A 21,607-nucleotide genomic window follows, 5' to 3' on the forward strand; every position below is an offset into this window, starting at 1 on the left:
CGCCATCGACAATTGTCGGCTGGGCTAGGGCTCCTAGGAGCTATCTCCTATGTTGCGTCAACAAGGAAGCTGTTTTTATGTAAGAAGGGATGACGAATTGCTAGAGGAGAATGACAAGTGAGCAAACATCGCGAGCATAAAACTTTGATGGATAGACTGAAAAGCTATTACCAAGGTGCCGAGCGTGAAGCCGCAAAAACAACGCCTTTCTACGTCACGGGAGACGGCGTAATGTTTGCTGACCCAAAAGAGGTGATTCGCTCGCAAGCTGTGCAAAATCAGCTTTCAGCATTCGAATCTTTGAGGACGGAGATTCAAGATAAGAAGAGCGATCCTAGAAAGTGCGTCGCACAAGGCGATTAAACCGGGCGTTAATCGCCTCCTAAGGATAGGTTGATGCTCAAAGCAGCGCTGGCGTTTTTCCCCTTGATAGCGGGCTATCTTTTCGTAAGCACATGGCATCAAACCAGATACCTGATAAAACGTGAAGACTCTCAGAAAGTCTACATCAGGGCCGCATTCTGGGGTATTTGGCTATTCCTTCTAGCCTTTGCTTTTCTCACCTCGGTCAAACAAAAGGTAGAGCCATATCTGGCATTCGTAAGGGAGTGGGCAGACCTGGCAATACTTCAGGAGTCCAGTGACCGGCCGACAGATACAGCTTTTTGGCTCCTCGTTCTGTTTTCCACATTATTTTTAGGGATGATTGGTGGTTATTTTCTCAACTGGCTGCTAGCGCTCAAAACCATTTCAGGACAAGAGTTTTTCCGACTGCTCGTACGTCGGATTAAAAATCGTGATCACCAGTTTTTTGGGCTGATTTATGCCTATTCCAACCGGACTGCGCTTAAGACAGCAGTGCGTGTGCTGAATGCCGATCTTGAGATTATCTTGATGAGGTCATTAGAGTTGACCATTCCAGTATCCGTGACCTTGGGGAACGGTAAGGTATACATAGGCTATGTGACCGGGGCGATTGATCCGGGTGACAAACGCGACATGCTTAGGATCCTGCCCGTGGTGAGCGGCTATCGCGCTGGAGAGGAAATGAAGCTTTGTTTCACCACCTGGTACATAAATGTGTATCAGCGATTCAAAAAGGATGAGTCACTTAGCCACTTGAACCCCGAGTTGTTTGAGGTGGCCTTCCCTTTAAGCGAAATCAAAACCATCAACCTGTTCGATATCAAGGCATACCAAGCCTTTCAGCAGGAAAACGCTTCGCCCGCGTGATCTACGTCACTCTCTGGGATCCTGCATTGTCATCTACGCCGATTTTACAGGCTTGTCGGATGGGCCTTCGACACGAATTACGACCGGCAGAGAGCGGCCGATTTCCCACTCTCCAAAGATCCGCTTTTCCCGCATTGCATCGGTAAGCGTCTGGCCAACTCACCTTGCGCAAGTTAGGCCGGCACCCACTGCGGCAGTAGGGGGCGGCAGGCAACTGCCGTTCCTACCGCGACCAGTTTTCAATCAGCGCCAACATCCCATGTGCTCAGTAAGTACAAGGCAAGCGAGCCTGCCAGATTCACTGCCAATTCAGCATGGCGTGGAGCTGGTTTCACGCCTGCCTTACCTGTGCCATGAGAATCGCTGAGTCGATTTCGTAGCGCACCCAATCCTTCCACCACTGACGTGCAGCCGCCTAGGATCTGCTTAAAGACCTTCTCAGTGTGTTGGGATGGAGCAAGGTTGAGTAATTCTGCTGTTTGGCGGTACAGCTTGTTGAGGTCTGGCGTTTCGTCGTACTCAGTCCCGGCTTCTTCCAAGATGTGCTTGCAGACAGATTCCAGAAGGGTCCGCGCCATGGTGATTGCGCCTTCTGGATCTGTGGTACGCCTCTCCAGCGATTTCGTCCATGCAACCCTCACATGCTCAGAGTCGAACCGCTCAATCGCACCAGTAACCACATGGTCCGCGGGTGATGAACCACCCTTCTCAACGTAGTCCAGAAGCGGACGGAATTCGTCCCATAGGTAGGTTCTGCGCTCGGCGTATGCGCCGTATTTGTTCTTGATGAACTGCCAAAACTGACTGAGGCTACGGCAGGTGTTCACGCATCGAGGCACCATCGTGGCAAGGGTTGGATCATCTAGAATGGCGCGCCTGAGCCTGAGATACGCCTTGTCGTCCTCGTTACCGCCTGTAGCCTGTGAGACCAGAATGTTCTGGAGCGCTTCTGCTTCTTCGGATAGTGGATGCATTTCTGACCCTGATACCCAATGAGAATTTGGGCAACCATTACCCAGTCTATAGCATACCGGCGATCCGCGATTAGGGGGCTTTGGCGATGGCTAGCCGACCTCCTAAGCGGGTAAAGTAGGGGATTGATTTTGCCGTCCCTGGAAGCCTTCTGAATGCCTCTATTGTCTTGGTTCAACCGTGATGCCGACCTGACGCGGGCTGCCCTTGCGCCATACCGTCTGCTTGAGCCGGTTGCTAAACTGTCTCATGGAGAGCCGGACTCTCCGAACATGCTGATTGAAGGCGATAACCTCGACGCGCTGAAAGCGCTTCTCCCTTACTACGCTGGTCAGGTGAAATGCATTTTCATCGATCCGCCGTACAACACGAAGTCAGCGTTTGAACGTTACGACGACAACCTAGAACACTCAAAATGGCTGTCCATGATCTACCCTCGGCTGGAGCTTCTTCGTGAGCTTATGAGTCAAGAGGGATCGATTTGGATCACCATCGACGACAACGAAGCTCACTATCTGAAAGTCATCTGCGACGAGATTTTTGGGCGCAAGAATTTCATCGCTGAAATCATCTGGCAAAAACGCACGTCCCGTGAGAACCGGGCGGCAGTTGGCTCATCCCACGACACCATGCTGGTCTACGCCAAAATGGAAGCGTCGAAGTGGAAGAAATACAGAAATCTTCTTCCTTCCAACGATAAGGGCTACGGGAATGCTGACCAAGATCCACGCGGTCCTTGGCGATCCATTCCGTTTTCAGCGCAGGGATTCCGACCTAATCAGATGTACCCAATCACCAGTGACTCAGGTGACGTTCATCTGCCTCCGAAAGGTAGGTGCTGGGGCGCGGTGGAGTCGGTATTTAATCGGTATCGTGCCGAAGACCGTGTTTACTTTCCAAAAGACGGCAAGGGCAAGCCGCGCCTTAAGCGGTTTCCATGGGAGGACGAAGGTCTAGTGCCAATGACGCTTTGGCATGCCTCGGAGGCTGGCACGACCGAAGAAGCGAAAAAGGAAATTTTGGCTCTGTTTCAGGATGTAGAAGCCTTCGACACTCCGAAGCCTGAACGCCTTTTGAGGCAGGTTTTGGAAGTGGCAAGCAAGCCCGGTGATTTGGTACTGGATAGTTTCCTAGGCTCAGGCACCACTGCTGCGGTTGCGCACAAAATGAAGCGTAATTGGATAGGTATTGAAATGTCAGCCAACGCTCGGCTTTTCTGTGCCCCTCGACTGCGGCAGGTTGTTAACGGGGAACAAGGTGGTATCTCCGAAGCGATGGGCTGGATTGGTGGGGGAGGCTACCGATATTATAAATTGGGTGTTCCCGTTTTCGATGATTCAGGACACATTCGGGAAGGCATTTCCTTCGAGCAATTAGCCGCTCACGTATGGTTCGCAGAAACCGGTACTGCTCGTTCATCATCCGCTGAGAAATCCCCATTTCTCGGTGAGCACCATGGCACGTCCTATTACCTCCTGTTCAACGGCATTCTCGGGGATCTGACTGCGGCAGGCGGCAACGTCCTGACTAAGCGCATTCTCAAAGCCTTGCCTAAGACTGATGGTCCTATGGTGATTTACGGAGAGGCGTGCGCTATTCCATCTGAGCTTCTTCTGGAATCCAAAATCACCTTCCGGCAAACCCCATACGACATTAAGGCTCGCTAACCATGGCTCTCACGCTAAAGCTGTACCAGAACCGTGCATTGTCGAGCCTTGAGAAATTCCTCGATGTTGCTCGTTTGGAAGGACCATCAAAGTCATTCGAACAGACCGTAGATGTTGGGCTGGTCAGCGACTACAAGTTGATGCCGGGTCTGCCTGAAATCCCATACGTATGTCTCCGCATTCCTACGGGCGGCGGGAAGACTGTAATGGGTGCCCACATCATCCAAATTTGTGGCTCGTCCTACCTTGAGCGGCAGTACCCAGTGGTTCTCTGGATGGTGCCGACTACCCAGATTAAGAACCAGACCATTGACGCTTTTCGCGACCATCGTCATCCGTACCGCCAAGAGCTTGATGATGCTTTTGGCGGGCAGGTTGCGATTTTTGATGTTGCTGAATTCACGCGCATCCGCCCAGCAGATTTGGTCACTAAGGTCTGTGTAATTATCTCCACCGTGGCAGCGCTACGTGTGGATAAGGAAGAGGGGCGAAAGGTCTACGAGTATCATGAGGAACTGGAGGGGCATTTCACTGGATCTGCAAAGCATCTTGAACACCTTGATAAAGGAAAGGACGGAAAAGCAGTAGCGTCCTTCGCGAATCTTCTCAAGCTTCATGGTCCGTTGGTCATCATGGACGAAGCTCACAACGCCACGACGCCGCTTTCTTACACTGTGTATGAACGTTTGGGTCCAAAGGCTGTGGTAGAGCTTACAGCCACCCCTGATGTTTCCAGCTCGAACGTACTGGTCAGCGTTTCTGCATTCGAGCTGAAAGCCGAAAACATGATCAAATTCCCTGTCATCCTAAAGGAACACAATGGGGAATGGCAGGTTGCTGTCAGCAGTGCCGTAGCAAGACGAAAAAGCCTCGAAAAAACGGCGGTTGGTGAACCCGAATACATTCGTCCGATCCTGCTAATTCAGGCTGAGAACGCCAAGAGCGAAGCTACTGTTGAAGAGGTCAAGCGACACCTCATCGACACGGATGGTGTGGATGAAAAAGCTATCGCTATCGCTACTGGCACACAGCGCGAAATTGATGGAATCGACCTTTTTGCAAAAGACTGCCCAATCGAAGTCATCATCACCAAGCAGGCGCTGAAAGAGGGCTGGGACTGCTCGTTTGCATATGTCTTCTGCTCTGTGGCTCAGGTGAAATCAGACAAGGACATTCAGCAGCTTCTTGGACGTGTTTTGCGTATGCCGTATGCGGTTTCCCGCCGTCAGGAAGCGATGAGCAAAGCATATGCACACGTCACCACGGATACTTTTGGACGTGCTGCCGGAGAGCTTACCCAATCGCTCATAAACATCGGCTTCAACCCTATGGAGGCTGCTGCCGCCATCCGTAAGGAAAAGACCCCTGAGCTGGCACTGCAAGGAGGTCAGGTGGGTACTCCTGAGCTTCCAGTGTCTAGGGTGGTTGTAACTAAGGCTCCTGACTTTTCGAAGATTCCTGAGCGTGACCATGAACGAGTTCTGTTCATGCTCGATGCTGAAGGACCTGGAGGGGTAATCGAGTTAAAAGACGAACTCGACCTGCTAACTGTTGAAGCCATCGTTTCGACCGTTTCAGGCAAGGATAAGAAGGCAGCGGTCGCTGCTGAGATAGAGAGGCATCAGCAAGCTACGGTAGCTGCTAAAGCTCCTAGTGAAAGGGGAGTGGTGTTTCAGGTTCCACGCCTTTACTCAGTCGAGCAAGGTGAGCTTGAACTGGTTGACCGGGGCGCGGTTTCAGCATCGTTTAGCTGGGATCTGCTGTCGTCACCACCAGACCTATCATCCTTCCGGTTTGATGAATCGAGCATGACGTTCGAGGTGTATCTCGACGACAAAACGGTTCAGTTCCAAAACGTGAAAGACGATGTGGGCACTTACCTTCCCGGCTTCGCGCAGGACCGTACTGCATCAGACCTTATAGGATGGTTGGATCAGGAAATTCGTGAGCCTTCAATCAAGCAGCCAGTGCTTCGCGAATGGTTGCGTCGAGCGGTTACGGGGCTATTGGAGGATCGCGGCTTCTCCCTGTCGCAGCTTTTGAAAGGTCAGTTCATTCTTCGTAGAAAGCTTGGTGAGCAGTTGTTGCTTGCGAAGAAGAACGCCTATGACAAGGGGTTCCAGCAGGCTCTGTTCCATGATGATCTGGAGCTGGTCACGTCCTCAGAACCTGACCATGCGTTTACCTATCCAGCAGACATGGCGCTGTACCCGGCAACCTCGTATTACGCCGGGTCATTCAAGTTCAAGAAGCACTACTACCCGTTTCCGGGCATGCTTCCTTGGAAAACATCCAAGGGTGAGGATGCTGAGGAATATCTCTGTGCGCAGGCTATCGAGCTGTTGAATGAGGTCGAATTTTGGGTCAGGAATCTCGTTCATGCGACCCAATTCTGGATGCCTACGGCGATTCAACGCACATACCCTGATTTCGTAGCTCGTCTCAAGGACGGACGCCTTTTCGTGATTGAGTACAAAGGCGGCGACCGCGTGAGCAACGATGACAGCAAAGAGAAGCGCCTGATAGGTGAGCTTTGGGCTAAGAAGTCTGGTGGTAAGGGGATCTACCTCATGGCGCAGAAGAAGGATGAGCAAGGGCGTGGCTTGCGTGATCAGCTGCTCAACGCAATTAACGGAGCGTCCTGACCCTTTGTAAAACGGCTCAAATTTCTTAGCTTTGAGCCGTCATAGATCAATGACCGATGCCCGTGCATAGATGACTTGGCCGGACGGATACTTGCATCGGACTCGGTCATGAAGAAGGTGCGGTGGAAAATTAGCTGATGCCTATAACTGCCGAAGCCGCATGATGGCGTCTATGATGCCTTGAGCGTTAGTGTCCAGCGTTGCCATGGCCGCAATTGCATTGGCGGCGACACCCTCCACTCCATTCTCAGACAGCGACTTGGTCACCTCTTCAATTGCTGCGCATATGGCGTGCTGGTTGTGCAGAAGCAGTGTGAGAGCATCCGCAGTGACTATGTTGGCTTCAGAGTAATCTGGCATGGTTTTCGTCCTTGAGTAACTGGTACGGAATGGCTAGCTGAACTCGCCTCTGGCTGGAGCCATTTCTCCAGATCCATTGACTCTGGATAGTCTCAATGACTTGACCACCCGATGGAAACTCATACGACCAAAGCCGGAGGATACACATGAAACGAAAAAGACCACAGGCCCGACCCGAAGACCCGCAGGTGGAGCGGTCCGTGGGCTCATCGGAAAAGATCCCTTCTGAAGCAGCCCTCAAGCGGATGAAGCTTTCCCTTGAGAGCCTGCTAGCGGAAACACCTGAGAACAGTCGTGACGAAGTCTGGGAAAAAATGGCGTCAGTGGGAAAGGAATTCTAATTCACCAGGATTGCCAGCCTTGTGGAGCCTTCGGTATCCGACTCGTCCGACCTGCCAATGCGCGAGCGGCCCTGTCGCCAAAAGATATTAGCTGGGAAGGTTCGCCCTCAGAACTCATCGGTAAAAAAACCCCACTTACCGACCAATTCATCTATCGCGAGCGAAATCCTCGACTCAGCCATCAGCTCCGCAGGCGTGTAACTCAAAGCCACCGCGACCGCCATAGCAAACTCATTCAGATCTCCTGGCTCGAATGGCCAAACTTGAAGTTTCATCAGCGACGGGTCGTTGGGACTGTATTCATCGACAACCTCTAACGTGCCCTCCAAAAGCAGATAATTCGTGAGCGATATGGCCATGGTTTTTTGAGGGTAGTCCGCCAAGAGCGTGCGCGAATCCAAATATGTGTCGCCAGCTTCGGCTATTGCGGAATGGCTGAAAGCACGGACGAACAACGACCTCAACCTCGGCGACGATACGAGACTTCGCACATACCTTAAATCTACAGGACCTTGGCTGAATTCCCATTCCAGTTCGCGGCGCAAATGATCCTGGAGATTTGGATGATTCGCCATCGCCACAGTTGGAGCAGTAATCAGTTCCATAAAGTCACACGCCAACCCCATGTTCCAACCGATTCAGAAAAGTGAAAATCGTCTGACACCCCTCTTCCGTCGCCAGCATTTCGCAAGGTCGCCGACCAGCAAAAGCGGTGCGTTCTTGCTGTACCCAAAGCACTGCGCCTTCTCCGAAAAATGACAAAATCAAGTTCACGGCCTCGACGTAGCTGGCGATGTAGTTTTCGTCGCTCTTGAGGTTTTCATCCCGAGCTATCTGATGCGGCCTCGAATGGTGGCCACATCGCGCTTGGAGCCAACCATCAATACATATCGCCGCACCTGGCATCCCGCACATCTCACAAACACTACCTGATACCGACTCCGCGATCTCGAAAGCGGCACCGATGCTTCCGTCCCCTCCGCGATGGTAGATCCTGAGCTGACCAAACTTCTCTTTCACCTGCGTGACCTTTACGTCGAGCGCCTTCAGCTCAGCATGTTGCTGGGTTAGCCGAAGAGTCGCTTCGATGAGATTCGCCCACCCGTCATTGCATTCAAAACCAAAGATTGCACCCTCGGAAAAATCTTTCGAAAAGAGCAGAGTGCGGTACTGATCTGCGAGAAGCCTTTCGATGAAATTATTCATTACCCATTGCCCGCTTTGACCACAACGGGACGCGGGTCTGACCTAGCAATTTTGATGGATACACTTGTCCGTCCATCAGCTCGTAGCAGACCCGCTCGTCCACTTCCTGAATCTCCCGAATTGGCTCCATCAGCCATTTACCCTTTTGGTTCAGCCAAGGGGGCGATACGAGCTGAACCTCATGAATGAACTGCCCGGGCGTATCTCTTGAGGCCAAATCCAAGAGGAATTGTACTTTCGAAATCATGAACTGCTGCTGCGAAGAACCCTCCTCGCCTGCTACTTCATATGTGACAAAAAACCACTCGTCATTCGTCGTTTGCGAGATGTACTTCCAGCGGCGTGCGCCTTCTTCAAGCACGAAGAATGGGGACGGCAATCGTGCCTGATCGTGGGTTTCGAACATATTATATCTCCTGGAAATTCTAATGAGTACTATAGTACGCTGCTAAGAATCTCTCAATGTGGCCATATACTCCTTTTTAAGGAGTTGCCATGCGGGAGCTGAATGACGCATTTGCGCAGGCCCTAAGGGATATGCGGCTCGGGGCCAGTCTGGCACAGGCTGACTTTCCACCGACAGTCAGCCGGGAATACATCAGTTTGCTTGAGCGCGGGCTACGCTCGCCTAGCTTGGAGGCGATTGATAACATCTCTGAGGTGATCGGCATCTCTCCATTAGCATTAGTGCTTCAGTGCTACCTGCATCGCGATCCGTCCACCAGCCTTGGAGCGTTGCTGGCGACAGCAATTGGCGACGTCAGACCGGAAATGATTTCGTGCACACCAAATAATGAGGATGCTGGCTAAACCAGACTCAGTTGCTATGGCGCCGTTCCTTGTTTTGGGGCATGCAGCCAATGTCGAATCTTGGCTCTCCGAGTAGTTTTTTCCTGTGACTAAAAAAGGGCCCGACAGGGCCCTTTTTGCATTGTGTCGACTGCCCTAGAAGTGAACTGTTGAAAACGACCCAGCAGTGCGCTATCTAATCTTGCATCGTAATCGAGCACCAGCAATACCAATTGCCAAGATGGCGACAATAAGGACACAAGGATTTACTCCATGAGCATAATCTCCAACGATCCTACGACCCGCCTCGCGTTTTCAATGCACGAAAACCAAGGTGTATATGCAGTACTCATAGGATCAGGGCTCTCACGATCTGCCCGGATACCTACTGGCTGGGAGATCACTGTAGAACTGATTAGACGGGCAGGCTTAGCGGCAGGAGTTTCGGAACAGGAAGACTGGGCACAGTGGTACGTGACCACAACAGGAAAACAGCCTAACTACTCTACCCTGCTGGAGGAACTCGCACAGACACCAACGGAGCGCAGGGCCATTATTCAAGGTTTTTTGGAGCCCACAGAACAAGAATTTTCAGATGGCTTAAAGCTACCGACACCAGCCCATAGGGCTATTGCAGAGATGGTCAGATCAGGGCATATCCGTGTCATAGTCACCACCAATTTTGACCGGTTGATGGAGAATGCACTGAGGGATGTTGGAATTGAGCCGACCGTTGTCAGCTCACTTGATGGCCTATCCGGGGCTGAACCAATTACTCATGCCAAGTGCTACGTCTTAAAAATTCATGGCGATTACAAAGACGCCAGAATCCTCAATACAGATGTAGAGCTTGATTCGTATCCACCAGAATTTAACTCTCTGTTAGACAGAATCCTTGATGAGTTTGGATTGATCATCGCTGGCTGGTCTGGAGAGTGGGATAACGCTCTGCGTGCCGCTTTCATGCGGGCTCCAAGCAGGCGGTATCCAACCTTCTGGCTCTCGCGAGGAAAACTCGGCGCACGCGCGCAGGATCTCGTAACGCAGCGAAAAGCGATAAACGTCAGTATCCCAGACGCCGATTCGTTTTTCGAGGCGCTGAAATTAAAGCTTCAAACGCTCGCTGACGGCGAGCAGCGCAATCCCGCAAGCCTTGACCTGATGGTCGCGATGACCAAGCGGTTTCTTTCAAAACCTGATTACAAGATCCAGCTGGACGACCTGCTTACCTCTGAGCACGGTCGACTCATGGAAACTCTTACCCCCATATTTTCAGACCAAAACAAACTTGGAAGAGAAACTGAAAAGTGGAAAGAAATATATGAGCACGCGACAACTCCTCTTGCTCATTTAGGGGCGGTCATAGGCAGGTGGGGTGGCGAATCGGAACATACGCTGGTGATTTCCACAATAAAGGAATTGGTGGCTGACGCAGCAAGAACTCCTAGTGGTGCCCACAGGGTCGACTGGAAAAAAATGAAGTTCTACCCAGCGTTTCTCCTATTCACGGCCTACAGCTTAGGACTGACCCGAGCAGGCAGGCTGAGCACCCTGCAAAGCCTAATGGCTCTAAACGTTTTAGTAGATGAGCGAATCACCTCGACTCTAGGAGAATTTTTCAATCCTTCATACTTTCAATCTAGGACTGGCTCTGAGCTTTGGGACGAAGAAGGAGCAACGAAACGTGAAACCCCTGTAAGCAACCGTATCGTTGAACGGCTTCTGCCAGTTTGGGCTCCAAACTTCGCCGGCGTCAGTAGTCTCCAACTTCTCTTTGCTCGCTATGAATTTTACTCCGCCCTGTTTTTCTATAGCAGGCGCTCATCTGAGGAATCCTTAGAGGAGAGCTTGGCTAATGGGCGCTCAAGCCAACTGGTCATCGGGAGGCTGAAATATGACTACGAATCTAAAAATATCATTGAACAAGAGTTTGATGCTGGAGACATCGAGGGACATGTCGTGGGTGCGAACCTCGTTCCGAGCACTCGGTTCCTCGAACTCTTTATGCAGTGCATGAAGAAAACGTCTTGGTTTTAAATACCTAGATTTGACCATTGTGGTTCCGGGGCAATGGGTGGGTAAGTCCGTGCAGTTACCCAACTAGAGAGGCAAAACCCTGGGGCGCTGCCCCAGACCTCGCTCTACGCCGCCCGAGGGGCTCGGGAAGCGGTGAGGCGGAGCCTCATCACTTCCAGAGCCAAGGCTGATCGCTTCGCTGGATGAGGTGTTGTCAATAAAAATAACGGTTTCTACCTGTGCTTCGCACAGGCAGACACTCCGTGATTTTTTTTGACAAAGCGAAATGGGGGGGTGAGAAATGAACAGCGAACTCAAATCGAGAAGCCAACACATAGGGTGTCACTGCGGTTCGGCCGAGCTACGCCCTGCTGCAAAATCTCTTGGGTGCTTAGTATCAGCGCAAGTCGTTTTGATCGTGAGATGCCGGTGTACAGCATGCTCCGCTCCACAAATTCACTTTGGCTCAGAGAGCAAATGATGGATGTCTGGTACTCGCTTCCCTGCGATTTATGGATCGATATTGCGTAGGCAAGCTTCATCCCAAGCACGAACAAGTCCATCCTGGAGAGGGTTATTTCGACCCCATTGAAAATGAATATGCCGGAAATCTGGTCATCAATTGAGATAAGACCAGACATGACGCCGGTGTTGCCGTTGAACAGATTGTGCTCATAGCTGTTCTGAGTGACGATTACAGGGTCGTTAATCCGCAGCCAATACTTGCCCATCCATATACCTTGCGCCTCATCAGTTTGCTGAAAAGCGCTTTGTAGGTAGTTGTTTATTTTGTGGCCGGAATCAGGCATCCGGTCAGACATGTGGGGCGTAAGGATTTGGGCGTCTGGGATGATTTGTTTGATTGACGCCAGATGGGCGAGCAAATCCTTAGTGTTGGTGCAGTGGATCAAAAACACTCCGTCTCGCTCACCTCTCCAGGCTGGGAGGGTATTTAGCTGCCCTGATCGAACCTGCATGGCGGTTTTCTGAAGGTCACTATCGCCGATAGTCCTGTGAATTTTAGTCAGATGCGTCAATGGCATCGCCGTCGATTTCGCCAGGACGTGAAAGAAAACTCCATAGCCCACAGGGGATAGCTGACCGGTATCCCCTACAAGCAGGAGGGAGAGTTCTTTCTTGGCGAAAGCATTCAGAAGCTTCAGCATGAGTGCAATATCAACCATGCTGGCCTCATCGACTATCACAAGCGGATCGCCTCCATTGGTGAGGCCCGAGTCCTTGCTGCCGATCTTTATCAAGAAGTTGTGAATGGTAAAAGTGTCTCGACCAATTGCTTCCTTAGCCCGCTCTTTAGCCTTACCGCTCAGCGCCAGAATATGTACGGGACGATAGCCGGAAGCAACATCGACGATAGCTTTCAGTACTGTTGTTTTTCCCGTGCCCCCGAATCCGGTGAGCGTGCTGACCCGGTTAGTGAGGGCCATGAGCACCGCACCTTTTTGCTCTGGGGTGAAGGAATGTCCAGAGGAAATTTCGCTGCGTAGGCAGTAGTTCTCAATCGCGTGCTCTAGTTCCTGTGGCGAGCCATGGAGTAGCGAACTCTGAGCGGTAAGTAGATTTCCTACGCACTGCTCAAGTTGACTCTCAACGAGGGCGGCCCCAAGTGGCTGTAGCAACGTTACGCCGTGCAGCTTTTTCACACACACGGCACGACGATCAAGGGCACAAGTGATAGCGAGATCAGCCAGCGCAGAAGACGACAGTTTCTGACTCAGCTCATTTCTGAGTTCGTCAACCGGGCAGGCTGTATGTCCTTGATCCAAACGGAGGTACAACAGATTTTCAACGATGCCGGCCAACCTGCGAGGATCATTGGGAGCGATACCTAACTTGGATGCAGCGGCCTCCACTATTTTCCACATGTTAGGGTGAATGCCTTGAAACGCAATCAAGCTGTACGGGTTGCGCTTCAGGCGCTCCACTGTGTCCGTTTGGCAGACTCTGAGGATGCTTTTAGCGAGGGCTGGGTCGAAATGGTGCTCCATGAGAAATTCAATAGTTGAAATCTCGTTCTGCAATGTCATCCAAGCATCTACGAGTTTTTGAGCAAGTTCTGGATTGATCACGTCTGCTAAGTGACTGACCTTTCCGGCAGTTAGAGTCTGAGCAAGGTTCTCTGCTCCAAACTCTCTGATAAGTTTCGAAACTTTTGCCTTGCCAAATGAAAGCCCCCTAAATGCTGGGTGTTTTATGAGCAAACGCTCCACATACGCAGCAATAGGCAGGCTCACAATGTGGCAGCTTTCGACTAGAACAAAGTCCCTGAATTGATCGTGGCCTACGATTGAACCCTTGAATTGCCAGCACTCGCCGGGTTGTGGCACGCGAGTGATGATTTTATAGCTAGCTTTACAGGTGTAGATTTTGTTTTCGCCAAGGATTCGACCAGAAAAAATGGCACCGCCAAAGCCACCTGGCTTCACTGAACTGACTTGAATTACATTGGACAGGCTACTCATAAAATAAATGACCGCCCTGAATCGATAATCAGTTCCTGCTGGGTAGTGATTTCGGCGGCACTAGCACGAAGCAGGCGCACCTCAGCGGATAGGCGTTCGACCTGTTCTCGTAGTATCTCGTTTTCCTTGGACTTCTGTTCCAGCATCGAGCGTAGCCGGTTAGCTTCTCGGCTTTTTGAATCGGCGATATCAACCAGAACTGCCTCGGGATCTTTAGCCAAAACAAATTCGCTGCCAATGCGACGAATATCTTTGGCGATGACCTGCTCCAGGGTATCTCCATGGGAGCAAAAGACCTTCTTTGCGCTTTCGGAAAACCACTGCCGACGATTTCCGCACTCGTCAGCAATTTTGCTGAAGTTGACATCTCCGAACTGGTTGACCGGAAATTTTTTGCCAGCTTGCTCCAGCTCTAAAACATAGTCCCTGTAACGCTCGAATGGCGACCGTTTTTTTTCACTGCTCGCCATGATTTTTCCCTTTTGCTTTCATCCATTGGACAAAGGGTGCAGCTAGCTCTTTTGGGACAAGTCCCTCAATCGGCTCAAGGTCATTGTATGCACAGCTAATCTTGATGGCGTCTAAATCAACAGCAAACATACTATCGCTCGCATCAAGTACCAATTTGAGGGCGCGGCAGGTTTTGTCAAATTTCGTCATGAAATCTTGATCAGTATGTTTTGAGTCCGGCAGGGTCATAGGCGAAGCGCCATGATTACGCAGGGCTGCCCTAAGAGCCTCTACCTCCTTCTTCAGCCTTTCTGTCTCTGCTTGAAGTCCGTCTGCGCGTTGTGATGCCAGCTTCCCTACAAGTTTTTCTTTCTTGGATTCCATGCTGCCAGACGAATCCCAGTGCCTGTAGAAAAGCGGCCCGATCAGCGACCAGTATTCAGTGCTCTGGACAAGGGTTCTGTAGCCAATGTTCTTTTCATTTACGGGAAGGCCATCATTGTAGAGTTCGGCACAAAATCTGGAGAACGGCGTGATTCCGTCGAATGACGTTTTCCCCACGAAAGCTTTCAGCTTTGGAATGACCTCATCTTTAATTCGAGTGACCCTGTAATCGCGACGGCGCTGTTGGGCGCCTGCAAAACGGTTCTGTCCTGGTTTAGCTCCCTTACTCATGCTGGAACACTCCCAGGGTTCGAGACCAGCTTCAGAATCACGTTGGGGCGGTCAAGCGCCAAGGGCTTGTCCATCGCACTGCTCAGGTCATGCAGGGAAAGGTTAAGGACTTCACACGCAGATCGAATCAGCCCCCTGAACTCATCGATCAATGTGAACCCAGTCGGGGCCTCCTGTAGCATGCGATTGAAGTCACCAGTGAAAGCCAGGAGCTTGTTACGCGCAACCATGATCTGTTGCTTCAACTGTGGGGTGAAATACTCTGCCTGTGATTTGGCTTCCACAGTGCGAGCAATCAAGTTAGATAAACTGTGACCGCCCAAGTCGAGTCGCTCCAGATGCTCAGAAATGATCTCTGGCTTTTCCACCAGAAAACTAGATCGAGTCTTGATCTCGCTATGCATTTGCTCAAGGCAGTGAGCGGTAACGCTCCATGAAATGACCTCTGAGGCCAAGAATTTGCGGTGATTGGCTTTCTGCATCAGGCTTTGGGGCGACGCCCCATTTTTTCTGGCCTCAGCTATGTGGCTTTCCAGCTCACTGCACTCATCAGTGAGCACGCGAATAAGCCCATGGATTCTGGGCAGGTGGTCGACGGTTTTGATCGAGTAATAGCAACCGCCGCAGGGCATTCTTGACCCCGGCACAGCGCCCAAGTCTTTCATTACATCTGCTGGGCACTGGTTCCCAAAAGGGCAAATGTGAGTGGGCATAAAAGCAAGCGAATCAATGGGGCGCTGCTTTGCTGCCTTGATTCCTGATAGGACGTCATCCTTGGTTTCGCGGTCGAACGAAATTGCACCGAAATCTACCAGGGATTGTTCTTTGTCTCGGCGGAATGCTTGCTGCAACTTGGATGTAACATCTTCAGCCTTGATGGAGGACATTGCTGGTCGATCCAGCAGCCAGCCCTGCTCAACGCTCATTTTTTGATGTTGGGCTACCGTTTTCAAGTATGCCCGATCAAGCTTTGCGTAATACATCACATGGGCATCAGTGGCATGTCCTGTAAGGTGGCTGCCGATGATGTGAGGAGGTAAAATTCGGATGTACTCAGATACTACAGACACCCGGCAGGAGTGGGGCGTGTGCTCAATAAGCTTGCTTGCTTCCGCTTCTAGTTTAACCGCCGCTAAAAATTCTACAGGGTCTTCAATTGACTCCATATCAGCCAAAGCCTCAGGCATCTGGTTAGATGCTTCAACCTTTAACTGATATCGACAGAATAAGTCGAACGAGTAAATTAGCTTTTTAAAATACTTCATATAGGAATCAGGCTGAAGGGGGCCGGATGCCATCCATTTGGGGAAGATGGTAACAATCTTTCCGAAGACGCTATCCTCATGGTCGTCATACCAAACTTCTTCTGACATTGGCGAATTGTTGTACCAATTCACCATCGCGTATTGCCGATCCAACACTTGGATTACATCTCTAGACACCGATGCGTCCCAAGCACCATTCACTTTGTCCGTATTGATGTGAAGCTTGCATATTGGAGGTAGCGGTCGAGAACGGTCGATGTTCTGATCATAGGTTCTCCTGTCAAGCCACCGGATATGGATGCTTCGGATTCCCGTTTCCAATGCAACTATATTGTGGCGAATGTAGTTAAGCTGCGGATAGAAAACCCAACATCCATTGATTTCTATGGCTACGTCAATTATAGGAATTAGTGATTTAGAGATCAGCCGCAGTGGCTCGTACTTCATCGGCCTGTTTGAACTGCTTTTCGGAGATGACGGGTCAAACAAAGGGTTTTTGTAGAATACTAACGGAACGTAGCCAAACTTCTCTGTCTGAATAACTTTTCGCGTGTAATTCCAGTTTTTTGCTTCAATGTCCGGCCTGTATTCTTCCGCGTATAAGTTTATCTGCTCGAAATGCACCTTGTCGGAAAGGTAGTTTGCAAACGACTCTACAGCATAACAATACTGGATAAGATATGGAAAATGCTCCGATTCGAATGCTGCCTTGTTCGTGCCGGATTTTCTTTTTACTATCGGGAAGTCAATGTCGACGAGTGGATTAACGAACCCCGTTAAGCCCTCATCGGAGCTTGAGTGTGCTGCCATGTAATCAAAGTATGTATCCAGCTGATACAGCAGTTGCTGTACCGTATTAGAGGATCTGCCGGATCGGAGTAGCTTCAATAAGCCATCGAATCCGTCGCCCTCTAGGTGCCTCCGGTTGAATTGGTTTGGCAAGGGCGGAGGAATGCCAGCAGCTAGTACAGTGCTGAATAAGAATGTGTTCAGTATCGCAAGTGAACGCTTGTAGGCATCATAAGTCTTCAGCCCGCGAGCTTTTAGGCTTTCAATGAACTTGGCTTGGTATTTCAACCATGTCGAAACGCACTCAGAGTGTTCATCAGGGATGTGGAAATCCCCTCTGTTTATAGCGCTCGCAGATGCCTGCACATCATTTTGTATCCCGTGCTCTGGAGTTTCGAGCTGGCAGCGGGTTGGGTAAAGCTTCTGAATATACGAAAAGAATGCTTTAGGCGCGATGGGGTAGGTTACCCAGTCGCTCTCACCTTTTCTAGCTGAAAGTAGAGCCTTGATGCATGCTGCAACGTCCACCGGATCTATGTCTTCAATCTTGTACCAGTTGGTTGCCCGTACCATTCGCCATGCATACCACCCAAAATTCTTTAGAGCAGAAGATGGCATCACTGTGCGAATGTCGGGTATGTCCGTGTATTCGACATGTGTGACGTAAGGGAGGCTTACCAGCGCTAATACCTCTGGATATGTTGATGCTGCAAATTCTTTGTAGTTTCCGCCTGTGGCGGAATCCCTGCCGGTTGGCCTTCTAAGCGTTACTGGTAAAAGAACTGCGCCGACATGCCAAAGAAAATGTAGGATGAGCACAGAATCCTGCTGTAGCCGCTCTAAGGATGATTTATTAAGCCATTCATGTGCGCTTGTAGGGAGAACACGCTTTGCCAAGTCAGCTACCGGTGTTTTCTGCGTGCATAAAAAAATATTTCGCACCCAGTCCTCATCGTAGATAGGCGAGAGAGTAGGATCAAGGTAGTTGTCGAATAAACGGAAAATAGATGCCTGATAGAATTCATTTCTAGAGGAGCTAGATATTTTGCTTGGGGAGATATAAGTCCCGTTGTATAGCTCGTTTTTTACGCAGTTCTTAGAGAGCGATATGGCAAACTTGATAGAGTCGGACAGTTCTGGTCCCGATTTTATGATCAATACTTCACGGGTAAGATTAATCATGCGGTCGTTCCCTCGATCCGCTGGACTTCTTGTTGCAAAATCTCCAATTGGCGGATGTGGAACTCTTGTCGAATGGTGCTCATCGACTGCTCGCCCCGTTGGGTTATGTATTGGTTGGCGTGGTGAAAGTATGCTTCAATCAAATCAGTGTCATGCTTTGCGTACTTCATTGTCGAAGTGATGTTGGAGTGCCCCATCAGGATCTTGACGTATGTTAGCGGAAGGCCTGGTGTTTCCTGGCCAGGAACTGGCATGTAATTCAGTGTATAGGTTCCGTACATGTGCCTTAGGGAGTGCAGGCTGATCCCCTTGCAGTCGTCCAGCCCTGCTCTGCTAGCATAGCTCTTGAACGTTTTATCTCTACTACTTCTGTCACTGGTGAAGTATGGCCTTCCATCAATATCTTGGAATAGGAAGTCATGCCCGCAACTAGAGTTATATTCCAGGGCCAAATACTGCTCTAAGTGCTCAAAAAATATCTTACCGAAAGGTTCTATGAGGAACGTAATTTCTGTGTCGCGACCTTTCCAAGCGAGCAGGCGGTGCTCTTCTTCAGTTATGCCCGGATTTTTTCTCGAAAATGGATCTCTCAGGTACACGGCTAAGTTGTCAGCGTCAATATCGATAAGTCTCAGCTGAAGCACTTCGCTCGTGCGACCCCCGGATGCAGCCAGCAGCGCATAAATGGCCATATCACGGTGAAACACCTTGGATCTCTTCGGTTTTTCTTGGCGAACGAGAGACACAGATGTTTCGATGGGAAAGGCAACCGTTTTATAGGCCTGCTTATCGTTTTTTCTGTCCCGACGTTTCGCACGCGGGAAGAGGGTTTCCCCTTTCCGCTTCGGGAGAGCGGCGACAAGAGCATCTCTTATCGTACCGGCTAGCCAAGAGTTTGCTTTTATTGCCGAGATCTCATGATTCTGCCTGTATTCAGGACGGTTGATGTAGAACCGACTGAAAAGCGTGTCTGGCGAAATGCTGTTACGGGTTTCACAGACTTGAAGAAACCACCTGATAGAAGATTCGATTGTTTGAGCAAGTGATGACTGGCTGGTGGTCTTTTCCTTTCCCAGCTGCTCCGCCATTCTTGCGGCTATCGGGTTTGATGAGCTTTTGCCAAAAAGTAGGAAGGACTGGTAGCTGTAGATGATCGACGAAATTGAGAGTTCTACATCCGAATCGAACTGGGAGATGGAAACCTCATACACATAGTCGATGAATCGGCCTACGTGTTCAGAGTAGAGAAGATCGGTATTGAATGCATAGCCGCGCTGAGCTAGCCACCGGGAGTAATGGGTGAATGGCCCAAACTCGCGCTGATCATCTGGGATCGCCGGGTCAAGGTGGAGAAGGAGGTGCGAGGCCTCGACTGTCACCGGGGCTTGAACGAGGATAAAATTTTTCATACGCACCGCTTCCAAGTACCACACCCATCAAGCATTGGGTGTGGCGTTTGCAGTGTCAACAAGAAATTTGCACGTGACGACTTTTCAGACACAAAATAAAAAAGCCAGACCTGTCGGTCCGGCTCTGGAATTGGTGGGCGTCCCCGGAGTCGAACCGAAATGGGGAGTACAGGCACACTGGCGGAAACATCCTTAGGAATTTCAACAGATGGCCGTTAATATCAAATATGCGTGTTGCCGCACATTAGCCGCACTTTTTGCCGCTCTCATTTAGCCTTTACATTCAGGCTCCTCTCCTTACGTGCACCACTGTTTAACGGGGCCGCTTACAGAAATATTTTCAGTCCTAGCTGTGGCTGACATGTTTTTCTGTCGATAGAAAAATATCTTGCTCCATCATTTCTTTAAATAAACTGTATTTGTAACGCTCTGCATAGGGCAGTGTCGTAACGTATCGATCAGCGCTGTGCGTTCCATTCAGCTCAAGCGGATGGGTACCATCAGTGGCGAAAATGCTGCTTGGATCGTGATCCGGGATCTCGTCCTCGGGAACCTTTCTGTACACAGGCTGGTAGATCGTCCCATGGTCGGCCCGCAGGTAGTACGTTGGGTACTTCGTTACCTTGTCTAGAAGGATTGCACCGGCAGTGAATCGAGCAGGGCCGTTCACTGTGCGAACCTTGCCATCTGAGAGCTTGTAAGTGCCATTTCGAGTGTGCAGCTCCATCACGAAGTTAACTATAGACCGAAGCGACTTGCTGACTGGTACGCCCTTGCTGGTGACGTAAACGAGGAAAGCATCAGACAGGGTTTCTGCTGACAGCGAGCTACCATCAATGAACTCAACAACTCCACCGGCCAGCGCTCGTTCAAGGTCAGTGGCTGCTATCAGTAGTGGTTTTAAAGAATGGTCAGCGGCCTTTGCACGATCCAGAAGGTGCAGCATGTTCAGATCGTCCTGCCCCGAGGGAACCCTATCGGAACGTTGGACCAAAAAAGACTCTTTAAAAATACCCCGCCAGCTATCCAAGCACTCGTTTTTGGAATCCCAGATCACAAGTTGGTCATCCAATTGCAGAGGTAAGCGCGTTGAGCGCAGTGCCTCGATGAGCATGTGCAAAGGCGCGAAATAATCACCGTCCTTTTCTCGAAAGCGAACAATTAGCCCTTCATATTTACCCGCGATCAAGCCATCCAATGACCACTGACCGATTTCAGCCGTTTGGCCCGTCCAAACCATGAGAGAGATTTCGGAATGCTTGGGGATGCCATGGGCATCAAGCTTCATCAAAGCGCTCACTTCCTCCTGGTTAAGATCACAGGGAGGCGGTTTGCTCAAAGATTCTTGACGTGGAGTTTTCTCAAGACTGTCGATGATTTTTTCATAGTCTTCTTCCCCCGTGGAGAAGCCACCGGACTCACAGAATTCTTCCCACTCGCTCATTTTATTGGGCCTTAACTGGGTAGCGATGATCGAAGAGGGCGGTGTAGCTCTTGTAGAGAGCGTCATACCGCTCCCATGACGTTGCCCCACTCGGTGAGTAGATTTTGATGTTGATGGTCGTGCCCTTAATCGCCGTCTTGCCTTTGTACAGAACAGTGTTGGCCATCTCGTAGTAGTCGATGAGCTTTTCGTCAGTCGCGTTCACAGGCACGGGATAGCGTCCAGCCCATACAACGCTGTGCTGATAGAAATTCAGGATCTTCCTCTGAGCAGGGTTTCTCTTCACTCCAAGCAAATGAGCCAATAGGTTCAAGTCGTGATGCTCTGGTGGGTTAAGACCTAGGCTTACAAGCACTGACTTCATTGCTACTTCCAGCGAGAGCCCGCAGAGCATGTGGTAAACGTGGGAACAGGCAAGGTGCATGTCGAACCCTTCACCTAAACCAAGCTCCCTAGCTGCGTCATGGCCACGCCCGTTTGACATGGAAAGCCAAATGGCACCGGCAGAGGCATGAAGGTCGTTAGCACGATTCCGCCAATGATTTTGATGGCTCTTGTCGTCCACCAGCGTGGGCCGTTGGTGGTGCTGGTAATCTTCATACTCTGGGAAATCTTCTTCCACGTTCCGTCCCTAATGACAGACGAAAAAAAGCCCCAATAGGCCGGGGCTTCATGCTAGCAGTT

19 protein-coding genes are annotated in these 21,607 nt (G+C 50.5%); 7 read left to right on the forward strand and 12 right to left on the reverse strand.

All coding sequences use genetic code 11. The features are described from left to right. Positions 1–117 precede the first annotated feature (117 nt). Entirely contained in the window at positions 118–363 is a 246-nt protein-coding gene (locus tag ACMXYJ_RS04185) for a hypothetical protein (RefSeq protein WP_415758888.1), read from the forward strand. Between the two features lie 33 nt (positions 364–396). Beyond that, complete coding sequence (locus ACMXYJ_RS04190; RefSeq protein WP_415758889.1) at positions 397–1,233, forward strand: hypothetical protein; 837 nt, start codon at positions 397–399, stop codon at positions 1,231–1,233. Positions 1,234–1,472: 239 nt separating this feature from the next. Here ACMXYJ_RS04190 and ACMXYJ_RS04195 read toward each other — a convergent pair whose 3' ends face one another. Then, positions 1,473–2,207: an abortive infection family protein gene (locus ACMXYJ_RS04195; protein ID WP_415758890.1), complete on the reverse strand. Its 735-nt coding sequence runs from the start codon at positions 2,205–2,207 to the stop codon at positions 1,473–1,475. A 153-nt stretch (positions 2,208–2,360) separates the two neighbouring features. Here ACMXYJ_RS04195 and ACMXYJ_RS04200 point away from each other — a divergent pair, with 153 nt between their 5' ends. Both ACMXYJ_RS04200 and ACMXYJ_RS04205 read left to right on the forward strand, forming a co-directional pair. After that, entirely contained in the window at positions 2,361–3,872 is a 1,512-nt protein-coding gene (locus tag ACMXYJ_RS04200) for a site-specific DNA-methyltransferase (protein ID WP_415758891.1), read from the forward strand. Positions 3,873–3,874: 2 nt separating this feature from the next. Next, positions 3,875–6,517, forward strand: a complete 2,643-nt coding sequence (locus tag ACMXYJ_RS04205) for a DEAD/DEAH box helicase (RefSeq protein ID WP_415758892.1) — start codon at positions 3,875–3,877, stop codon at positions 6,515–6,517. 141 nt (positions 6,518–6,658) lie between these two features. Here the strand turns inward: ACMXYJ_RS04205 and ACMXYJ_RS04210 are convergent, their stop codons facing one another. Then, positions 6,659–6,877: a hypothetical protein gene (locus tag ACMXYJ_RS04210; protein ID WP_415758893.1), complete on the reverse strand. Its 219-nt coding sequence runs from the start codon at positions 6,875–6,877 to the stop codon at positions 6,659–6,661. Positions 6,878–7,023: 146 nt separating this feature from the next. Here ACMXYJ_RS04210 and ACMXYJ_RS04215 point away from each other — a divergent pair, with 146 nt between their 5' ends. Next, positions 7,024–7,218: a hypothetical protein gene (locus ACMXYJ_RS04215; protein ID WP_415758894.1), complete on the forward strand. Its 195-nt coding sequence runs from the start codon at positions 7,024–7,026 to the stop codon at positions 7,216–7,218. Between the two features lie 107 nt (positions 7,219–7,325). Here ACMXYJ_RS04215 and ACMXYJ_RS04220 read toward each other — a convergent pair whose 3' ends face one another. Genes ACMXYJ_RS04220 through ACMXYJ_RS04230 form a run of 3 tightly spaced genes read right to left on the reverse strand, consistent with a single transcriptional unit; the run spans position 7,326 to position 8,830 of the window. Continuing rightward, positions 7,326–7,823 (reverse strand): hypothetical protein, encoded by a 498-nt coding sequence (locus ACMXYJ_RS04220; RefSeq protein WP_415758895.1) that lies wholly within the window; start codon positions 7,821–7,823, stop codon positions 7,326–7,328. A gap of 4 nt (positions 7,824–7,827) precedes the next feature. Next, entirely contained in the window at positions 7,828–8,424 is a 597-nt protein-coding gene (locus tag ACMXYJ_RS04225) for an MbcA/ParS/Xre antitoxin family protein (RefSeq protein WP_415758896.1), read from the reverse strand. Beyond that, entirely contained in the window at positions 8,417–8,830 is a 414-nt protein-coding gene (locus ACMXYJ_RS04230; RefSeq protein ID WP_415758897.1) for a hypothetical protein, read from the reverse strand. Before ACMXYJ_RS04230 ends, ACMXYJ_RS04225 begins: the two co-directional genes overlap by 8 nt. 89 nt (positions 8,831–8,919) lie before the next feature. Between ACMXYJ_RS04230 and ACMXYJ_RS04235 the strand changes: the two genes are divergently transcribed. Then, positions 8,920–9,234 carry a helix-turn-helix domain-containing protein gene (locus ACMXYJ_RS04235; RefSeq protein ID WP_415758898.1) on the forward strand — a complete coding sequence of 105 codons (315 nt, stop codon included), beginning with the start codon at positions 8,920–8,922 and terminating at the stop codon, positions 9,232–9,234. A gap of 252 nt (positions 9,235–9,486) precedes the next feature. Further along, complete coding sequence (locus ACMXYJ_RS04240; protein ID WP_415758899.1) at positions 9,487–11,250, forward strand: SIR2 family protein; 1,764 nt, start codon at positions 9,487–9,489, stop codon at positions 11,248–11,250. 293 nt (positions 11,251–11,543) lie between these two features. Here ACMXYJ_RS04240 and ACMXYJ_RS04245 read toward each other — a convergent pair whose 3' ends face one another. The 7 genes from ACMXYJ_RS04245 to ACMXYJ_RS04275 all read right to left on the reverse strand — a co-directional run bounded on the left by ACMXYJ_RS04245 (position 11,544) and on the right by ACMXYJ_RS04275 (position 21,545). Continuing rightward, a complete protein-coding gene (locus tag ACMXYJ_RS04245) occupies positions 11,544–13,709 on the reverse strand; it encodes an AAA family ATPase (RefSeq protein WP_415758900.1) in 2,166 nt (721 codons plus the stop codon). Beyond that, complete coding sequence (locus tag ACMXYJ_RS04250) at positions 13,706–14,179, reverse strand: hypothetical protein (protein ID WP_415758901.1); 474 nt, start codon at positions 14,177–14,179, stop codon at positions 13,706–13,708. The genes ACMXYJ_RS04245 and ACMXYJ_RS04250 overlap by 4 nt, the downstream gene beginning before the upstream one ends. Further along, on the reverse strand, positions 14,166–14,834 hold the full coding sequence (locus tag ACMXYJ_RS04255) for a hypothetical protein (protein ID WP_415758902.1): 669 nt from the start codon (positions 14,832–14,834) through the stop codon (positions 14,166–14,168). Before ACMXYJ_RS04255 ends, ACMXYJ_RS04250 begins: the two co-directional genes overlap by 14 nt. After that, complete coding sequence (locus ACMXYJ_RS04260) at positions 14,831–18,070, reverse strand: hypothetical protein (RefSeq protein WP_415758903.1); 3,240 nt, start codon at positions 18,068–18,070, stop codon at positions 14,831–14,833. Before ACMXYJ_RS04260 ends, ACMXYJ_RS04255 begins: the two co-directional genes overlap by 4 nt. Further along, positions 18,067–19,479, reverse strand: a complete 1,413-nt coding sequence (locus ACMXYJ_RS04265) for a tyrosine-type recombinase/integrase (RefSeq protein WP_415758904.1) — start codon at positions 19,477–19,479, stop codon at positions 18,067–18,069. Before ACMXYJ_RS04265 ends, ACMXYJ_RS04260 begins: the two co-directional genes overlap by 4 nt. A 346-nt stretch (positions 19,480–19,825) precedes the next feature. Next, positions 19,826–20,923 (reverse strand): hypothetical protein, encoded by a 1,098-nt coding sequence (locus ACMXYJ_RS04270; protein ID WP_415758905.1) that lies wholly within the window; start codon positions 20,921–20,923, stop codon positions 19,826–19,828. A 1-nt stretch (position 20,924) separates the two neighbouring features. Then, positions 20,925–21,545 carry a HEPN domain-containing protein gene (locus ACMXYJ_RS04275; RefSeq protein ID WP_415758906.1) on the reverse strand — a complete coding sequence of 207 codons (621 nt, stop codon included), beginning with the start codon at positions 21,543–21,545 and terminating at the stop codon, positions 20,925–20,927. Between the last annotated feature and the right edge of the window lie 62 nt (positions 21,546–21,607).

The sequence above is a fragment of the Pseudomonas arabinosi genome (genome assembly GCF_047758675.1).
Taxonomy (GTDB): Bacteria; Pseudomonadota; Gammaproteobacteria; order Pseudomonadales; family Pseudomonadaceae; genus Aquipseudomonas; species Aquipseudomonas arabinosi.

Bases quoted from the DNA above. Each gene is read 5' to 3' on its own strand.
- ACMXYJ_RS04205 (WP_415758892.1), top strand. From the start codon at position 3,875: ATGGCTCTCACGCTAAAGCTGTACCAGAACCGTGCATTGTCGAGCCTT.
- ACMXYJ_RS04190 (WP_415758889.1), top strand. From the start codon at position 397: ATGCTCAAAGCAGCGCTGGCGTTTTTCCCCTTGATAGCGGGCTATCTT.
- ACMXYJ_RS04225 (WP_415758896.1), bottom strand. From the start codon at position 8,424: ATGAATAATTTCATCGAAAGGCTTCTCGCAGATCAGTACCGCACTCTG.
- ACMXYJ_RS04255 (WP_415758902.1), bottom strand. From the start codon at position 14,834: ATGAGTAAGGGAGCTAAACCAGGACAGAACCGTTTTGCAGGCGCCCAA.
- ACMXYJ_RS04240 (WP_415758899.1), top strand. From the start codon at position 9,487: ATGAGCATAATCTCCAACGATCCTACGACCCGCCTCGCGTTTTCAATG.
- ACMXYJ_RS04270 (WP_415758905.1), bottom strand. From the start codon at position 20,923: ATGAGCGAGTGGGAAGAATTCTGTGAGTCCGGTGGCTTCTCCACGGGG.
- ACMXYJ_RS04230 (WP_415758897.1), bottom strand. From the start codon at position 8,830: ATGTTCGAAACCCACGATCAGGCACGATTGCCGTCCCCATTCTTCGTG.
- ACMXYJ_RS04210 (WP_415758893.1), bottom strand. From the start codon at position 6,877: ATGCCAGATTACTCTGAAGCCAACATAGTCACTGCGGATGCTCTCACA.
- ACMXYJ_RS04265 (WP_415758904.1), bottom strand. From the start codon at position 19,479: ATGAAAAATTTTATCCTCGTTCAAGCCCCGGTGACAGTCGAGGCCTCG.
- ACMXYJ_RS04245 (WP_415758900.1), bottom strand. From the start codon at position 13,709: ATGAGTAGCCTGTCCAATGTAATTCAAGTCAGTTCAGTGAAGCCAGGT.
- ACMXYJ_RS04200 (WP_415758891.1), top strand. From the start codon at position 2,361: ATGCCTCTATTGTCTTGGTTCAACCGTGATGCCGACCTGACGCGGGCT.
- ACMXYJ_RS04215 (WP_415758894.1), top strand. From the start codon at position 7,024: ATGAAACGAAAAAGACCACAGGCCCGACCCGAAGACCCGCAGGTGGAG.
- ACMXYJ_RS04235 (WP_415758898.1), top strand. From the start codon at position 8,920: ATGCGGGAGCTGAATGACGCATTTGCGCAGGCCCTAAGGGATATGCGG.
- ACMXYJ_RS04220 (WP_415758895.1), bottom strand. From the start codon at position 7,823: ATGGAACTGATTACTGCTCCAACTGTGGCGATGGCGAATCATCCAAAT.
- ACMXYJ_RS04260 (WP_415758903.1), bottom strand. From the start codon at position 18,070: ATGATTAATCTTACCCGTGAAGTATTGATCATAAAATCGGGACCAGAA.
- ACMXYJ_RS04195 (WP_415758890.1), bottom strand. From the start codon at position 2,207: ATGCATCCACTATCCGAAGAAGCAGAAGCGCTCCAGAACATTCTGGTC.
- ACMXYJ_RS04250 (WP_415758901.1), bottom strand. From the start codon at position 14,179: ATGGCGAGCAGTGAAAAAAAACGGTCGCCATTCGAGCGTTACAGGGAC.